At 69.6% G+C, this 15138-nt stretch carries 14 protein-coding genes; 5 read left to right on the top strand and 9 right to left on the bottom strand.

The annotated features are described in order from the left end of the window. Positions 1-20 precede the first annotated feature (20 nt). Entirely contained in the window at positions 21-524 is a 504-nt protein-coding gene (locus tag QNJ30_12005) for a GIY-YIG nuclease family protein (GenBank protein ID MDJ0944186.1), read from the top strand. Positions 525-551: 27 nt separating this feature from the next. Here the strand turns inward: QNJ30_12005 and QNJ30_12000 are convergent, their stop codons facing one another. The 6 genes from QNJ30_12000 to QNJ30_11975 form a co-directional block, all read right to left on the bottom strand. After that, on the bottom strand, positions 552-2345 hold the full coding sequence (locus QNJ30_12000) for a TRAP transporter fused permease subunit (protein MDJ0944185.1): 1794 nt from the start codon (positions 2343-2345) through the stop codon (positions 552-554). A gap of 18 nt (positions 2346-2363) precedes the next feature. After that, positions 2364-3032, bottom strand: coding sequence for a TAXI family TRAP transporter solute-binding subunit (locus tag QNJ30_11995; GenBank protein MDJ0944184.1), 669 nt, complete (start codon positions 3030-3032; stop codon positions 2364-2366). Positions 3033-3062: 30 nt separating this feature from the next. After that, the gene (locus QNJ30_11990; GenBank protein MDJ0944183.1) at positions 3063-3305 is read right to left on the bottom strand and encodes a hypothetical protein; all 243 of its coding nucleotides are present in this window, start codon (positions 3303-3305) and stop codon (positions 3063-3065) included. A gap of 103 nt (positions 3306-3408) precedes the next feature. Continuing rightward, positions 3409-5235 carry a ParB/RepB/Spo0J family partition protein gene (locus tag QNJ30_11985; GenBank protein ID MDJ0944182.1) on the bottom strand — a complete coding sequence of 609 codons (1827 nt, stop codon included), beginning with the start codon at positions 5233-5235 and terminating at the stop codon, positions 3409-3411. A gap of 512 nt (positions 5236-5747) precedes the next feature. Further along, positions 5748-5996: a hypothetical protein gene (locus QNJ30_11980; protein ID MDJ0944181.1), complete on the bottom strand. Its 249-nt coding sequence runs from the start codon at positions 5994-5996 to the stop codon at positions 5748-5750. A 195-nt stretch (positions 5997-6191) separates the two neighbouring features. Next, on the bottom strand, positions 6192-6590 hold the full coding sequence (locus QNJ30_11975) for a flagellar basal body rod C-terminal domain-containing protein (protein ID MDJ0944180.1): 399 nt from the start codon (positions 6588-6590) through the stop codon (positions 6192-6194). A gap of 193 nt (positions 6591-6783) precedes the next feature. On the opposite strand from QNJ30_11975, the gene QNJ30_11970 reads away from it, so the two are divergent. From QNJ30_11970 to QNJ30_11960, 3 genes are all read left to right on the top strand, one after another. Next, positions 6784-7332 carry a PadR family transcriptional regulator gene (locus QNJ30_11970; GenBank protein MDJ0944179.1) on the top strand — a complete coding sequence of 183 codons (549 nt, stop codon included), beginning with the start codon at positions 6784-6786 and terminating at the stop codon, positions 7330-7332. 72 nt (positions 7333-7404) lie between these two features. Next, the gene (locus QNJ30_11965; GenBank protein ID MDJ0944178.1) at positions 7405-8505 is read left to right on the top strand and encodes an efflux RND transporter periplasmic adaptor subunit; all 1101 of its coding nucleotides are present in this window, start codon (positions 7405-7407) and stop codon (positions 8503-8505) included. Next, positions 8502-11720: an efflux RND transporter permease subunit gene (locus QNJ30_11960; GenBank protein MDJ0944177.1), complete on the top strand. Its 3219-nt coding sequence runs from the start codon at positions 8502-8504 to the stop codon at positions 11718-11720. The genes QNJ30_11965 and QNJ30_11960 overlap by 4 nt, the downstream gene beginning before the upstream one ends. An 18-nt stretch (positions 11721-11738) precedes the next feature. Here the strand turns inward: QNJ30_11960 and pssA are convergent, their stop codons facing one another. Next, entirely contained in the window at positions 11739-12533 is a 795-nt protein-coding gene (gene pssA / locus QNJ30_11955; GenBank protein ID MDJ0944176.1) for a CDP-diacylglycerol--serine O-phosphatidyltransferase, read from the bottom strand. Then, positions 12534-13220, bottom strand: a complete 687-nt coding sequence (locus QNJ30_11950; protein MDJ0944175.1) for a phosphatidylserine decarboxylase — start codon at positions 13218-13220, stop codon at positions 12534-12536. Between the two features lie 211 nt (positions 13221-13431). On the opposite strand from QNJ30_11950, the gene QNJ30_11945 reads away from it, so the two are divergent. Next, positions 13432-13941: a hypothetical protein gene (locus QNJ30_11945; GenBank protein ID MDJ0944174.1), complete on the top strand. Its 510-nt coding sequence runs from the start codon at positions 13432-13434 to the stop codon at positions 13939-13941. A gap of 35 nt (positions 13942-13976) precedes the next feature. Here QNJ30_11945 and QNJ30_11940 read toward each other — a convergent pair whose 3' ends face one another. Beyond that, entirely contained in the window at positions 13977-15089 is a 1113-nt protein-coding gene (locus QNJ30_11940) for a LysM peptidoglycan-binding domain-containing protein (GenBank protein MDJ0944173.1), read from the bottom strand. Positions 15090-15138: the final 49 nt, after the last annotated feature.

The following is a 15138-nucleotide window of genomic DNA, read 5'->3' as shown; positions in this document are numbered from 1 at the left end:
CCCCCGACGGCCAAAGGGTTGTGACGGCCGATCTCAAGGGCCGTCCCGGCGCCTATCTGCTGGTCGTGGCCCTCGACCGGCCGCTCGATCCGGTCCTGGCCGGCCGCCTCGGTGGCCTGGCGCCGGGCCTCTACGCCTACTGCGGCAGCGCCTACGGCCCCGGCGGCCTCGGCGCCCGCCTGGCGCGCCACCTGCGGTCGGCCAAGAGGCCGCGTTGGCACATCGACCGACTGACCGCCGCCGGCCGGGTCGTCGCCGTCTACGCCCAGCCCGGCGGCTCGGAGTGCGAGCTGCTGGGCGCGTTGAGGACGGAGCCGGAGACCAGCATCCCGCTGCCCGGCTTCGGCAGCAGCGACTGCCGCCGCTGCCCGGCCCACCTGCTCCGGGTTCCGGGGAGCTTCGAGCCGCCGCCCCTGGCCGGCCTCCTGCGGCTGGAAATAGAAGGCGAAAAAAAGGGTCAGAGTCCTTTTTCGTGGCGCTATACAGCGCCTCCTCGACGATCGCGCCATCAAAAACGACTCTGACCCTTTTCTTGGAACCTCCTTCCGTTCCTAGGCGACTCCCAGGAGAAAGATCACCGTTAAACCCATCAGAGCCAATCCGACGGAACGCCAAGGCCGGGCCAGCCCGTCGGCCAGGGCGGCGCCCAGGAGCCAGAGCCCGATCCCGACCTTGGCGAGGGCCAAGAGGGCCCAGAGCGGTCGTTCGGCGAGGTCGATCAGGGCCGGGTTGGCGACGAAGGCGAGCGGCACGAGGTAGAGTCCGAGGCCCAGGCGCATGGCCTGGCCGGCAACCGGGATCCAGGGCGTCTGGGCCATGCCGGCGGCGATGAAGACCGCGCCGCAGACCGGCGGCGTGATGGTCGAGAGCAGGGCGTACCAGAACACGAAGAGGTGGGCCTGGAGCGCCGGCAGGCCGAGCTCCTGCAGCGCCGGCCCGGCAACCGAGACGCAGATCACGTAGGCCGCCGTGGTCGGCACCTCCATGCCGAGGATCAGGCAGGCCAGGGCGGTGAGCAGCAGGGCGGCCCAGAGCTCGCCGCCCGAAAGGCCGACGATGGCCGAGGTCACCTTGACCCCCAGCCCGGTCAGGTTGAGCACGCCGATGATGATGCCGGCGCAGAGGATGATCGAGGCGATGGTCGCGATCTGGCGCGCGGCCTCGGTGGAGGCGGCCAGCAGGCGCCGGCCCCAAGCGCCGAGGCCGAGCCGGCCGCTGCGGTCGGTGACCAGCAGCGCCGCCGCGGCGAAGGTCGCCAGGGCGGCGGCGAACTGCGGCGTGTAGCCGGTCAGGAAGAGGATCCCGAGCAGCAGCCCGAAGGGCACCAGGAAGAAGGGCACGGTGCGCAGCAGGGTCCGCCGGTCCGGTAGCGCCTCCCGGGCCAGGCCGCGCAGGCCGTGCCGCCGGGCGAAGAGCTCGACTCCGGCCCAAGCGGCGAAGAAGAACAGCAGGGCCGGGAGGAAGGCCGCCGCCATGATGTCGCCGTAGGGCCGGCGCAGCAGCTCGACCATGATGAACGCCCCCGCCCCCATCAGCGGCGGCATGATCTGGCCGCCGCTGGAGGCCACGGCCTCGACCGCGGCGGCGAAGGACGGCGGATAGCCCAGGCGCTTCATGGTCGGAATGGTGATGGCGCCGGTCGAGGCGACGTTGGCCGAGGCCGAGCCGGAGATCGAGCCGAAGAAGGCCGAGGACAGCACCGCGACCTTGGCCGCCCCGGCCCGCAGGCGACCGGCCAGGCGGGTCGCCAGGGCCATGAAGCCGGCCCCGCCCTCGCCCGCCCCGACGAAAGCGCCGAGGATGACGAAGACCGCGACCACGTTGACCGAGACCCCGGTCAGCTGGCCCCAGATCCCGCCCTCGGCGATGGTCAGGGTGCCGAGGAAAGCGTTGAGCGGGATGCCGGGATGGCCGAACTCGCCCGGCAGGTGCTGGCCGAAGACCCCGTAGGCCAGGGCCAGGACGGCGACCGCCGGCAAGGCCAGCTTGACCGCCCGCCGCGCCATCTCCAGCACCACCAGCAGCAGGACGACGGCGACGGCGTGCTGCAGCGGACCGGCGAGGGTGCCGTATTGATCGCCGAGGCGGGCCCGCTCGGCCAGGATGAAGCCGCAGGCGGCGAGGCCGAGGCCGAAGAGCGCCCAGGCCAGCCAGCGGCGCCAGCCTTCGGCCCGGCTGCCGATGACGAAGACCCAAGGCAGCACCAGGGCCATGTGCAGCGGCCGGGTGACCAAGTTCGGCACCAGGCCGGAGAACACCAGATAGAGGTGGAAGCCGACCGTCGCCAGGGCGAGCCCGCCCGGGATTCCGGCCCGGAGCCCGCCGCCTTCGGGAATCGCCGCCACGCCCGCGATCGCCCGGCCCTACTTCAGGTCGAAACCGGCCTCGCGGTAGTAGCGCAGCGCGCCCGGATGCAGCTCGCCGGCCAGGGTCGAGAGCATCTCAGGTGCGACCCCGCCCCACCAGGGGTTGGCCTTGGCCAGCTCGGCCTTGCCGGACCAGAAGGTTTTGGTCAGCTGGTAGGCGGTCTCCTCGTCCATCGCGGTCGTCGTGTAGGCGCCGACCGGCAGCGAGGTGGTCACCACCTCGTAGTCGACCCCGGCGTAGGTGCCGGCGGGGATGACCAGGCGGGTCCGCTTGGTCGCCGCCACCTGGTCGTCGGTCATCGACAGCAGGCGGATCCCGGTGCCGGCAGCCGCCTCGATGACGTTGGGCGCCGGATAGGAGCCGGCCGTGGCGAAGCCCTGGATCTGGCCGTTCTTGAGGGCCGGCACCGCCGCGTTCAGCTCGACGTCGGCCAGGCTGACCTTGCCCTTGAGGCCGAAGGCCTCGAGGTTCTTGGCCGCCTCGCGGGCCCCGAAGCTGCCCTTGCCGATCAGGAAGTCCTTGCCGGCCAGGTCCGCGAAGTCCGTCACGCCGGAGTCCGCCCGGACCACGTAGTGCATGGTCAGCGAGGGGATCACGAAGAGCCCGCGGATCTCGTCGTAGGCCGGGTTCTTCGGCTCGAACATCCTCTTGCCGGCCTGGGCCAGCTTGACCAGGCCCGGCGGCGTCGTGAAGACTTAGTTGCCGCTGCGGTTGGCGGCCTCCTTGACGTTCTGGACCGAGCCCTGGCTCTCCTCGACGGTGACGATGATCGCGCCGCCCGAGCCGGCCTTCATGGCCTCGGCGATCTGCACCGCCATCTGGTAGTAGGACGAGGTCGACTTGGCCGACTTGTAGGTCACCCGCGTCTCGGCCGGCGCGGCCTGCGGCAGCAGCAGCGCCAGCGCGACCAGTAGCATCGACAGCTTCTTGAAATCCATGGTCCACCTCCCGCTTTCGGCCCCGCAATCTGCCGCAAGAGCGGCGGCGCGAGCAAGGCTCCGCGCGGAATCCGGCCGCGTCAGAGGCGTGGGCAGGCGGGGATCAGGCGGCGGAGCTCTGCGGGACCTGGCGCAGGCGGCCGATCAGGGACTCGAAGTCGGCCAGGGTCTCGAAGCGCAGGCGGATCTCGCCGGCCTCGCCGCTGATGCGGATCTTGACCCTGGCGCCGAGCTGCTCGGCCAGCTCGCGCTCCAGGACCTTGAGCTCGTGCCGCACGGCCGGGTCCCGTGCCGAGGCGGTCTCAGCGCTGGGCGCGGCGGGCGCGACCGGCTGCCGGGCCAGCTCTTCGGTGGCCCGGACGCTGAGGCCCTTCTCCACCACCTCGCGGGCCACCGGCTCAGGCTCGGCGAAGGCGAGCAGTGCGCGGGCATGGCCCGCGGTCAGGGCGCCCCGCTGGAGCATCTCCTTGACCGCCGGCGGCAGGCCGAGGAGCCGCAGGGCGTTGGCGACGTGGCTGCGGCTCTTGCCGACCCGCTCCGCGACCGCCTCCTGGGTCAGGGCGAAGCGCTCGATCAGCTGCTGGTAGCCCTCGGCCTCCTCGATCGGGCTCAGGTCCTCGCGCTGCAGGTTCTCGACCAGGCTCAGCTCAAGCGCCACCTCGTCACCCAGCTCGTGCAGGGAGACCGGGACCTCCCCAAGGCCGGCCAGGGCGGCGGCCCGCCAGCGCCGCTCGCCGGCGACGATCTGGTACTGGCCGGCCAGCTCGCCGTGGGGCCGGACCAGGATCGGCTGCAGGATCCCGTGAGCCGCGATGGAGTCGCTGAGCGAACGCAGCGCCTCCTCGTCCATGCGCTGGCGCGGCTGCTCGGGATTGGGATGAAGAGCGCCGATCGAAACCTGGCTCGGCCCCTCGGCCGGCGCAAGCGCCTCGACGGCCGCAAGGACCGGCGCCGGGCTCGGGTCGGCGGCCGCCGCCGGAACCTGATCAGGGGCCGGATCCCGGCTCGGGGCATCGGGGGCCGGATCCTCGCTCGGGGCAGGTTCCACGGGCGGCGCCGGGCTCGAAGCCGCGGCCGGCGCCGGGGCTCCGTCGGTCGCTTGGTCCAGGGGGACCGCAGGCGCCGGCGCCGCGGCCTCGGTGGCCGGTCTCAGGATCTTGGCGGCGATGGCGTCGAGTTCCTGATCCGCGGTCGGCGCGTGAAGCTCCGGGTAGCCGGGGAGGTCCGGGAGATCGGCGACCGCGATCTCGAAGGCCGCGACCTCGTCGCTCGGCGGCTCTGCGGGGAGGCCCGGCGCGGCCTCCAGCGGCGCGATGTCCCGGAGGGTCTCTTCCTCCGCGCTCATCGCCGGCGTGCCGGAGACCTCGGTCGGGCCTTGATCGATGTCGGGCAGGTGGGCGAATAAGGTCTCGGTTTCCGGGAAAAGGCCGGCCTCGGTGATCTCGTCCAGCCCCGGCAGGACGTGGCCGTCCTGGGGGCTCTCGGCCGCCGCCTCGGCCTCTTCGGCCATCAAGGCGCCCAGGTCCCCGATGACCGCGGGGTCCTCCCCGGAGCCCGGTGCCGCCAGGCAGGAAATCGCCAGGAGGAGGTCGTTGTCCTCGCCAGCGGGCTCGGCCCTCTCGGCGCGCACGCCATCGACCAAGGTCTCGATCCGGGCGATCGCCTCGCGGACCGACGAGGCCGCCTCCGGGCTGGCCGACACGGTGCCCTCGCGGATGGCGTAGAGCAGGTCCTCGGAGGCGTGGGCCAGGGCCTCGATCCGCCCGAAGCCGAGGACGTGACAGGTGGCCTTCACGTTGTGGACGATGCGGAACACCGCGTTCAGCGCCTCGGGGTCGCCGGGCGCTCGCTCCCAGCGGTCCATCTCCGCGGAAACCTGGGAGAGGTTGCGGTCGATTTCCTGGAAGAACTCTTGCAAGAGGTCGGTCATCGTCACATCCCGGCGCTCGAATCACAGCCGTTCCACCACCGGAGACGGCAAGGCCGGCGTCGGGATGGCGCAGCTCCGCGGCCTCGAGGAAAGGCTCGGATTTCAGCTCCGGCCGCGACCACGTCGCTCCGCGGCAGGGTCCGTCATGTTGGCCTGCTTCGGTTACTGTCGCATTAACGAGCGCCGTCGCGGCGCCGGGGAACCCGGGCGACGGCCGCCGTCCCGCGCCCTCAACGGCCTCGTCCGGAGCCGTCCCTGCCGGGAGCCGCAGGCGGCGCTTGGCCTTTCGTCTCGGGCCGGGACGCGGGATCGGGCGCCGGCTGCCCCGCGTCGCGCAGGGCCTCGGCCAGGCTGCGCAATCGGCGGCGGAGATAGGGGCTGAGCGTGGCGTCGCTCGGCCTCGAGCCGCCCGGGCCGGAGCCCGCCGGCTTCAGCGGCGGCTCCTGGCCCGGAGGGTCGGTCTCGGGGGGCTCAGCGGCGCAGAGCCTGGTCTTGTCGGCCGGGGCCAGCATCTAGTTGGCCGCGACCTCGACCGGCTTCGGCGCGTCCTGCTTCTTGGCGTGCCAGGTGCAGTTTTCCGGGGTCGACTTGATCGGCTGGTAGCTGCCCTGGGACGTCGGGAAGATGCCGAAGACGACGGAGCCGTCGGGGGCGCAGTAAGGATCGGTCACGCTGCCGACGAAACGAACGTCGCGGACCTCGGAGCAGGCGCCCAGAAGCAGCGCGGAAGCAGCGAGGGTGAAAAGAATTGGGCGTTTCATGTCCCGTCCTCCACATTCGATGTGACTGACCCTAAGATCGTCGCGGAATGTGGTCCGACGGGGATCGGAAACGGCGGGAATGTGACGGGCCCGCGGTGATTTCGAGAGCGGGGGCGCGAAATATGGCAGAGCTGCCCGCAGCGTGCGGCCGGTGGAGCTTCCCGCTAACTCACCGGCAGCAAACGAAAAAGGACGTCAGGAGGCGATGTCGACCAGGGTGCCAAGCAGCTCGTCCTGGGTCTGGATGACCTCCAGATTCGCCTCGAAGGCCGCGGAGGCCTGCAGGACCTCGACGAACTCGGCCGCCAGGGAGACGTTCGGCAGGAAGGCCACCCCCTGCGCGTCGGCATCGGGGTTGCTCGGGTCGAAGACCGGCAGGGAGGGCGGCGAGACCGCCAGCGTCTCCGTCCGCACGCCGCCGTCGAGGGTCGAGATCTGCTGGACCCGCTGCGGCGTGAAGGCGGCGCTGTTGTCCGCGCCGGGATCGGGATTCACCCCGATGCTGCGGGCGTTGGCGATGTTCGACGCGGCGACGGAGACCCGAGTTGACTGCGCGGCCAGCCCGGACACCGCGATCTGGAAGACGGGATTCATGGGCCCTCCAACATGCTCCAGTGCAGCCTATGCCAAAGCGCATAGGAACGCAAATATTTGAATTTGAATAAAATTCTACAGATCCCTTCGTCCATGCGGCAGGCGCAGGGCAGCTCTGCATATATCGACCAGATATATACTGGAATCACCTATTCTGGATCGATATATACTGGGGATCGACAATGGAGGTCCCATGGACGCCAAGACGCTCTGCCTTGCGGTCCTCAGCCACGGCGACGCCAGCGGCTACGAGATCAAGAAGGCGCTCGAGGACCCGCCCTTCAGCCACTTCCAGGACACCGGCTTCGGCTCGATCTACCCGGCGCTGAACAGCCTGGCTCAGGACGCCCTGGTCACTGGCCGCGCCATGCCTCAGGACAAGCGGCCGGACAAGAAGGTCTACTCCATCACCCCCTCAGGCCGGACCGCGCTGATCGAGGCGCTCGGCAAGCCGCCCGGGCCGGACCGCTTCAGATCGGACTTCCTCTTCGTGCTGTTTCTGGCCGATCAGATGCCGAGCGGGCACCTGCGCCGCCTGATCGACGACCGGATCGCCTTCTACGAGGAGCGGATCGCCGCCATGGAGAGCCGCGTCGCGGGCGCCTGCCAGATCGAGCCCGGCCCCGGTTTCGTCCATGGCTTCGGCCTCGCCCTCTACAAGAGCGCCCGCGATTACCTGCTGGCCAACCGCGACCGCTTCCTGGACGAGGCCGAAGGCGGTCAGCGCCTGGTGGCGGAATAGCCGGGCGGCAATGAACGGAAAGCCCCTCCGCAACGTAGCACCTGAGAGCAACAGCCGGAGCCCGATGCCTTCATGAAGCGGTCCTACGTCATCTCGCTTCTCCTTGCGATCGCGGCGATCGCCTGGGTCGCCTCGGGCCAGTTGAACGGCGGCGAGGAGCAGGTCGCAAAGAAGCCGCCGGCGGATCTCTCCCTCGCCAACGGCACGGCGAAGGTCCGCGTGCGCACCCAGGACGCCGTGGCCCGGCCTACCCGCACCTTGTTGCGCGGCGACACCCAGGCCGAGCGGGCGGTCGACATCAAATCCGAGGCTCGTGGGCGGGTGATCGAGGTGGCCGTCGATAAGGGCAGCCGGGTCAAGGCCGGCGACGTCATCGTCCGCTTGGCGCCGGAGTACCGCCCGGCCCGCCTGCAGAAGGCGAAAGCGCTTCTGACCCAGCGCCGGATCGAATTCGAGGCGGCCGAGAAGCTGGCGAAAAAGGGCTTCCGCGCCGAGACCAACCTAGCCGCCGCCAAGGCCGAGGTCGAGGCCGCCGAAGCCGAGGTCGAAGAAGCCGAGGTCGCCCTGGCCAACCTGGTCATCAAGGCGCCCTTCGACGGCGTCATCGACGACCGCCAGATGGAGGTCGGCGACTTTGCCGACGTCGGCGCGGTCGTGGCGCGGATCGTCGACCTCGATCCGATCCTGGCCGTCGGCTACGCCTCGCAGCGCGACATCGCCCGGCTTCAGCTCGGCAGCGCCGGCAGGATTCGTCTGGTCGGCGGGCCCGAGCTGGAGGGACGTGTCCGCTTCATCAGCGCAGTGGCCGATCCCGAGACCCGCACCTTCCGCATCGAGCTGGAAGCCGACAACCCCGGTTCCCTGATCCCGGACGGGCTGATCGCCGAGCTGATTCTGCCGACGGCGCTGACCTCGGCCCACCGGGTCTCGCCGGCGATCCTGAGCCTGACAGACAGCGGCACGGTCGGCGTCAAGGCCCTGGGCGATAACAGCCGGGTCGAGTTCCACCCAGTGAGGATCATCGGCGAGGACGCCGATGGTGTCTGGCTGGCCGGGCTGCCCGAGCGCGTCACCCTGATCACGGTTGGCCAGGACTACGTGACGCCCGGCCAGGTCGTCGAGGCCATCGACGAGGCGACCCTGGAACCCGTGCAGCAGGGCGCGCTCGAATGAAGGCGCTGATCGACGCGGCCCTCGGCCATTCGCGGACCGTCCTGGCAACCCTGGTCCTGGTGCTGATTGCCGGCACCTACGCCTATGTGACGGTGCCCAAGGAAGCCGACCCGGACATCAACATTCCGATCATCTACGTCTCGATGTCCCACGAGGGCATCTCGCCCGAGGATGCCGAGCGCCTGCTGATCAAGCCGATGGAGGAGCAGCTCGAGGGCATCGAAGGGGTCAAGGAACGCCGCGCCACCGCCTTCGAAGGTGGCGCAAGCGTGGTGCTCGAGTTCGAGGCCGGCTTCGACGCCGACAAGGCGCTGGACGACGTCCGCGAGAAGGTCGACCTGGGCAAGCCCGAGCTGCCGGACGAGACCGACGAGCCGACGGTCAACGAGGTCAACCTAAGCCTCTTCCCGGTCATGGTCGTCACCCTGTCGGGCGAGCTGCAGGAGCGGGTCCTGCTGCGCATCGCCCGCGACCTGAAGGACGAGTTGCAGCGCATCCCTAACGTGCTGGACGTCACCATCGGCGGCGACCGCGAGGAGCAGGTCGAGCTAATCGTCGATCCCCTGGTCCTGGAAAGCTACAACCTGGACGCCGAGGACATCATCAGCTCCGTCTCCCGCTCCAACCGGCTGGTCGCGGCCGGCGCCGTCGACACCGGCCAGGGCCGCTTCTCGATCAAGGTCCCCGGCCTCTTCGAGACCGTCGACGACATCCTGAACATGCCGATCAAGGTCGACGACGACGTCGCGGTGACCTTCGGCGACATCGGCGTCCTGAAGCCGACCTTCAAGGATCCCGAAGGCTTCGCCCGGATCAACGGCAAGCCGGCGCTGGCGCTCGAGGTCCGCAAGCGCACCGGCGCCAACATCATCGAGACCATCGAGAGCGTGCGCGCCGCGGTCGCGGAACAGCAGGCCGGCTGGCCGGAGAACCTGGTTGTCACCTACAGCCAGGACAAGTCGACCCACATCCGGACCATGCTGACCGACCTGCAGAACAACGTGGCCAGCGCGATCCTGCTGGTCATGATCGTGGTCGTCGCGGCGCTGGGCCTGCGCTCGGCCGGGCTGGTCGGCGTCGCCATCCCGGGGTCCTTCCTGACCGGAATCCTGGTGCTCGCGACCCTGGGCTTCACGATCAACATCGTGGTGCTGTTCAGCCTGATCCTGGCCGTCGGCATGCTGGTCGACGGCGCCATCGTGGTCACCGAGTACGCCGACCGCAAGATGTGCGAGGGCCTGGACAAGCGGAGCGCCTACGGCCTCGCGGCCAAGCGCATGGCCTGGCCGATCATCGCCGCCACCGCGACCACCCTCGCCGCCTTCCTGCCGCTGATCTTCTGGCCGGGCATCGTCGGCGAGTTCATGAAGTTCCTGCCGATCACCCTGGTCGCCACCCTGACCGCCTCGCTGCTGATGGCGCTGATCTTCGTGCCGACCCTGGGCGCGATCTTCGGCAAGTCCGGCGGCAGCGCCGATCCGGAGACCGCGAAGGCGATCTCTGCCGGGCAGGCGATCAACCTGGACCGAGTTCACGGCATGACCGGGACCTACCTGCGGGTCCTGAACGTCCTGCTCAAGCGGCCGGGAACGGTGCTCCTGGCCGCCGTGGTCCTGCTGATCGGCGCCCAGTTCGCCTACGTGAAGCTCGGCAAGGGCATCGAGTTCTTCCCTGACGTCGAGCCGGACAACGCGGCCTTGCAGGTCCACGCCCGCGGCAACCTGTCGGTCCAGGAGCGCGACGCCCTGCTGCGGCAGGTCGAGGAACGGGTCCTGGACCTGCAGCGCGAGCGCGGCGAGTTCCACGCCATCTACGCCCGCAGCGTCGCCTCCTCGGGCCGCGAGCGCGACGACCCGGAGGACATCATCGGCACGATTCGGGTCGAGTTCGTCGACTGGGACCTGCGGCGGCCGGCCGACATCATCATGGCCGACGTCAGGCAGCGCGCGTCGGATCTGGCCGGGATCTTCATCGAGACCCGGAAGCAGGAGGCCGGACCGCCGGTCGGCAAGCCGATCCAGATCGAGATCGCCTCCGACATTCCCGAGCTGATCGCGCCCGTGACGGTCAAGGTCTACGACAAGCTGCGCAGCATGGAGGGGCTGGTCGACCTGGAAGACGGCCTGCCGATGCCCGGCATCGAGTGGCAGATCGAGGTCGACCGCGCCGAGGCCGCCAAGTACGGCGCCGACGTCAGCCTGCTCGGCTCCTACGTGCGGATGGTCACCAACGGCATGAAGCTGGGCGAGTACCGGCCGGACGAGAGCGACGACGAGATCGACATCGTGGTCCGCCTGCCCGAGGTCTACCGCACGGTCGACTATCTGGACCAGATCCGGGTCCAGACCAAGACCGGGCTGGTCCCGATCTCAAACTTCGTGACCCGCAGCGCCAAGCCGCGGGTCGGATTGCTGCGCCGGGTCGACGGCAGCCGGTCCATGACCTTGCGCGCCGACACCGGCTTCGACGCGGCGACCGGCGACAAGATCCTGGCCGACGACAAGGTCAACGAGCTGAAGACCTGGCTCGCGACGACCGAGATCGACCCGCGGGTCAAGGTGCGCTTCAAGGGCGAAGACCAGGAACAGAAGGAAGCGCAGGCCTTCCTGATGAAGGCCTTCATCATCGCGCTGTTCCTGATGGCGATCATCCTGGTCACCCAGTTCAACAGCTTCTACAGCGCCTTCCTGATCCTCTCGGCGGTCGTGATGTCGACCATCGGAGTCATGCTCGGTCTGCTGGTGACCGGTCAGCCCTTCGGCATCGTCATGTCGGGCATCGGGGTGATCGCGCTCGCCGGCATCGTGGTCAACAACAACATCGTGCTGATCGATACCTTCGACCGTCTCAAGGAGAGCGCGCCCAGCGGGCCCGAGGCGATCCTGCAGACCGGCGCGCAGCGCCTGCGCCCCGTCCTGCTGACCACGGTGACGACGATCCTGGGCCTGATGCCCATGGTCCTGGGCATGAACATCGACTTCATCGACCGCGCCGTCCAGGTCGGCGCGCCCTCGACCCAGTGGTGGCGCCAGCTCTCGACCGCGATCGTCTTCGGCCTCGGCTTCGCCACCCTGCTCACCCTCTTCGTCACGCCCTCCGCGCTGATGCTGCGCGAGAACCTACGGGATTGGCGCGACAGGCGGCGCCGGCGCGCCGCGGCGAAGGCGGACGCGCCCGACACCGCGGTGCCGCAGCTGCCGAAAGCCGCCGAATAACTCGATACCAAAGAGTGCTCAGTCGTGGGCGTCTTCCGCAACCGCGGAGGAGTCCGCGCCGAGCGAGCGCGCCTGCACGCGGCGGAAGCTGTGGTAGGCGAAGAAGATCGAGCCGAGGTAGATCACCCCGGTGCAAAGCAGGGTCAGCCAGAGGTTGGACAGCAGGAAGGCGGCGAAGGCGCCGAAGCCCAGCAGGGTCAGCCAGGCGTGGCGCATCGGCACCTTGACGCCCTTGAGCGAGAAAGTCGGCAGACGGCTGACCATCAGGCCGCCGACCAGCATCGCCATCAGGGCGTTGACCCAGGCCGAGGCGAAGAAGGCGGACTCGAATTCAAAGGTCACCACCAGCGGCAGGAGCAGCAGCAGGCCGCCGGCCGGCGCTGGCACGCCGGTGAAATACTGGTGCGACCAGGGCGGCGGGTCTTCCTCGTCGAGCCCGGCGTTGAATCGGGCCAGGCGTAGGGCGCAGCAGATTGCGAAGACCAGGGCGACCGCCCAGCCGAAACCGCGCAGATCCTGCAGCGCCCAGAGGTAGACGATCATGGCCGGCGCCACCCCGAAGCTGACCACGTCCGACAGCGAGTCGAGCTCCGCGCCCATCTTGGTCGTGCTGCCGACCAAGCGGGCGATCCGGCCGTCGAGGCCGTCCAGCACGGCGGCGAGGATGATCGCCCCGACCGCCATCTGCCAACGCCCCTCGAGGGCGAAGCGCATGCCACTGATCCCGGAACAGAGGGCGAGCAACGTGATGGCGTTGGGGATCAGCCGATAGATCGGCAGGACCCGCAGGCGGCGCCGCCGCGCACCGCTCATCTAGCGGACCTCGCCCGGCCGCGGCCCTTCCTGGGTCGCCAGGTCGGCCAGGACGGTCTCGCCGCCGATCATGCGCTGGCCGACCGCGACCAGGGGCGCGGTACCGTCCGGCAGGTAGACGTCGGTCCGGCTGCCGAAGCGGATCAGGCCGAAGCGCTCGCCGGCGCGGACCTCCTGGCCCTCCTTCAGGTCGCAGATGATGCGCCGGGCGATCAGGCCGGCGATCTGCACGAAGGCGATGATCCGGCCGTCTGGGGTCTTCAGGCTGACCGACTGCCGCTCGTTCTGCTCAGAGGCCTTGTCCAGCGCGGCATTGAAGAAGCGGCCGGGGTGATAGGCCGAGGTCAGCACCGTACCGTCGGCTGGCACCCGGTTCACGTGGACGTCCAGCACGCTGAGAAAGACGCTGATCCGAGTCAGCGGATGGGCTTCCAGACCCAGCTCGGGCGGCGGCGGCGCACGCTCGATCGCCGTCACCACGCCGTCGGCGGGACTGACCACCAAGCCCTGGCGCTGCGGCGTGACCCTTGTCGGGTCGCGGAAGAAATAGAGGCAGAACAGGACCAGAGCGAGGCCGAGCCAGAACAGCAGCCCCGAGAACAGGCCCAGGACGACGGCGATCGCAAGGGCGATGCCGACAAAGGGCCAGCCCGCAGGGTGTATCGGAGAGATGACGTATTTCAGCAAGTTCGGTTCCGCGCTGTTCGAAGCGGCCGCCGTCCCGGCCAGGTTGCCGGGCAAGGCGCCCAAGGCAAGGCGCCGGGGCCCAGGCCTAGGACCACAAGGTTAAGCAATTCCAAACCTTGGGCGACGGCAGCGGTTTTACCGCTCCTTAAATCTGGACTGATAGTTAAAGGACAGACAAACAGATTTCCACCGATATCGAAAGCCCCTCGGCATGGAACAAGGTCGGAACGAAACGGCCAAGCGGCTCTTCGAGTCCGGCATCCCGACCATCGAAGCCCTGGCCAAGCGGAACCTGCCCTTGGAGTTCGGCGCCGTCGAGCTCGACGACGCCGGCCGGGTGACGCGGCGCGATCCGGGCAAGCCGCTGCATGTCCGGTTCCACTACCTCGGCGTTCCCTTCGACATCGAGATCTCCGGGGCCGGGAGCGATCGGATCAGCCTTGCCGCCGATCTCGGCGAACTGCCCTACACGGCGGAATCGCCCCTCGGCCGGCATTACGCCCAGCAGCTGGTCCGGGCCGCCGGCGTCCTGCCGCACGGCCGCATCCTCATCGACGATCGGCAGCACCTCCGGCTCGAGGCGGCCTGCCCGCGCCCGAGCCCCTCGACCATCAGCCAGGTGCTCGCGGCAATCGCGGCCATGCTGCTAGAGGCCCTGCCCTACTTGCGCTTCCTGACCGAGGTTCTGCCGCAGCGTTCCCTCCGCGACCGGATCCAGTAGGTCCCGAAGCCCGGCGGCGTCCCGGCCCGACGCGTCTACTCGCTCGAGGGCAGCACGAAGATCTGCCCTGGATAGATCAGGTCCGGATTGCGGATCTGGTCCTTGTTGGCCTCGAAGATCATGGTGTAGCGCTGGCCCGTTCCGTAGGCGCCGCGGGCGATCCGCCACAGGCTGTTGCCGGGCTGGACGATGAAGAACTGGTCGCCGGGCAGCTGGGTCAGCAGCTGGGAGCGCGACAGCGGGGTCTGAACCCGGGCAATCACCTTGCCGCCGGAATCGATCTGGTCGATGCGCAGCTCGTGCAGGCCCGGTGCCAGGGCCTCCGGGCTGGTGACGCTCCAGCGACCTTCCTCACTCACCACCGCGCCGCCCAGGGGCCGGTTGTCCAGGTAGGCGATGACCTGGCCGCCGGGAGTCGCCCGGCCGCTGACGATGAGCCGGCCGGCGACGTCGTAGTCGATCGCCTCCAGGACCAGGTCGTTGACCGCGATGCCCTCGCCGCGCGGCGCCTGCAGCACCGTGCTGGGACCCTCGCCGCTCTTGGGGATCAGGACGGTGACCGGGGTCTGGGCCGGGCCGCCAGCCTCTGCAATCTGCGGCTCGGGCACGGCGATGACGACGACCTCTTCCGACTCGATGCGGATGCCGTCGGGGGTCTCGGCCCAGAGGCTGATCTCGTGATTGCCCGGCGCCAGCGGGAACTCCGACACGAAGGTCCATTCGCCGCGGCGGTTGCTCTCCGCGCGGCCGTAGACCTCGCCGTTGTCGGTGATGGTGATCGCGCTGGCCGGCGGCGCCCGTCCGGCCATGACCGCGTCGCCGTTCGGCTCGACCCGCACCACGTCGAAGCTCGGCGGGACCAGGCCGGGGCCGGCGGCCGGTGGGTCGGAATCCGCGGGCGGAAGCGCCGCGGTCTGCGGCCCGACTCCGGTCGCCGGCTCGCCCTGCTCCGGCGCCGGGTCGCCGCCCGAGGTTCCCGCCTCGCCGCCGGCGCCCGGCGTGGGCGCGGTCGCGGTTTCCGCGCCGGAAGAAGAAGGCTGCGACGCGACAGGGGCGTCGCCGGCCTGCCGGTCGTGAATTTGCCAAAGGCCGAAGGCTAACAGGGCGAGAAAGGCAAAAACCGCAGCGATAACGAGACTTCGTTTCACCGGTCGCGGTTCTCCAAAGGCTTCCAGGCGTCGCCGCCAGATCCAGCAA

The sequence above is a fragment of the Kiloniellales bacterium genome (assembly GCA_030066685.1).
Taxonomy (GTDB): domain Bacteria; phylum Pseudomonadota; class Alphaproteobacteria; order Kiloniellales; family JAKSBE01; genus JAKSBE01.
This window is presented reverse-complemented; position numbering and strand designations above follow the sequence as displayed.

Excerpts from the sequence above, each read along its gene's own strand:
- QNJ30_11975 (MDJ0944180.1), bottom strand. The coding sequence starts at position 6,590 with ATGAATCCCGTCTTCCAGATCGCGGTGTCCGGGCTGGCCGCGCAGTCA.
- QNJ30_11980 (MDJ0944181.1), bottom strand. The coding sequence starts at position 5,996 with ATGAAACGCCCAATTCTTTTCACCCTCGCTGCTTCCGCGCTGCTTCTG.
- QNJ30_11945 (MDJ0944174.1), top strand. The coding sequence starts at position 13,432 with ATGGAACAAGGTCGGAACGAAACGGCCAAGCGGCTCTTCGAGTCCGGC.
- QNJ30_11970 (MDJ0944179.1), top strand. The coding sequence starts at position 6,784 with ATGGACGCCAAGACGCTCTGCCTTGCGGTCCTCAGCCACGGCGACGCC.
- pssA (MDJ0944176.1), bottom strand. The coding sequence starts at position 12,533 with ATGAGCGGTGCGCGGCGGCGCCGCCTGCGGGTCCTGCCGATCTATCGG.
- QNJ30_11960 (MDJ0944177.1), top strand. The coding sequence starts at position 8,502 with ATGAAGGCGCTGATCGACGCGGCCCTCGGCCATTCGCGGACCGTCCTG.
- QNJ30_11990 (MDJ0944183.1), bottom strand. The coding sequence starts at position 3,305 with ATGGATTTCAAGAAGCTGTCGATGCTACTGGTCGCGCTGGCGCTGCTG.
- QNJ30_11985 (MDJ0944182.1), bottom strand. The coding sequence starts at position 5,235 with ATGACCGACCTCTTGCAAGAGTTCTTCCAGGAAATCGACCGCAACCTC.
- QNJ30_11965 (MDJ0944178.1), top strand. The coding sequence starts at position 7,405 with ATGAAGCGGTCCTACGTCATCTCGCTTCTCCTTGCGATCGCGGCGATC.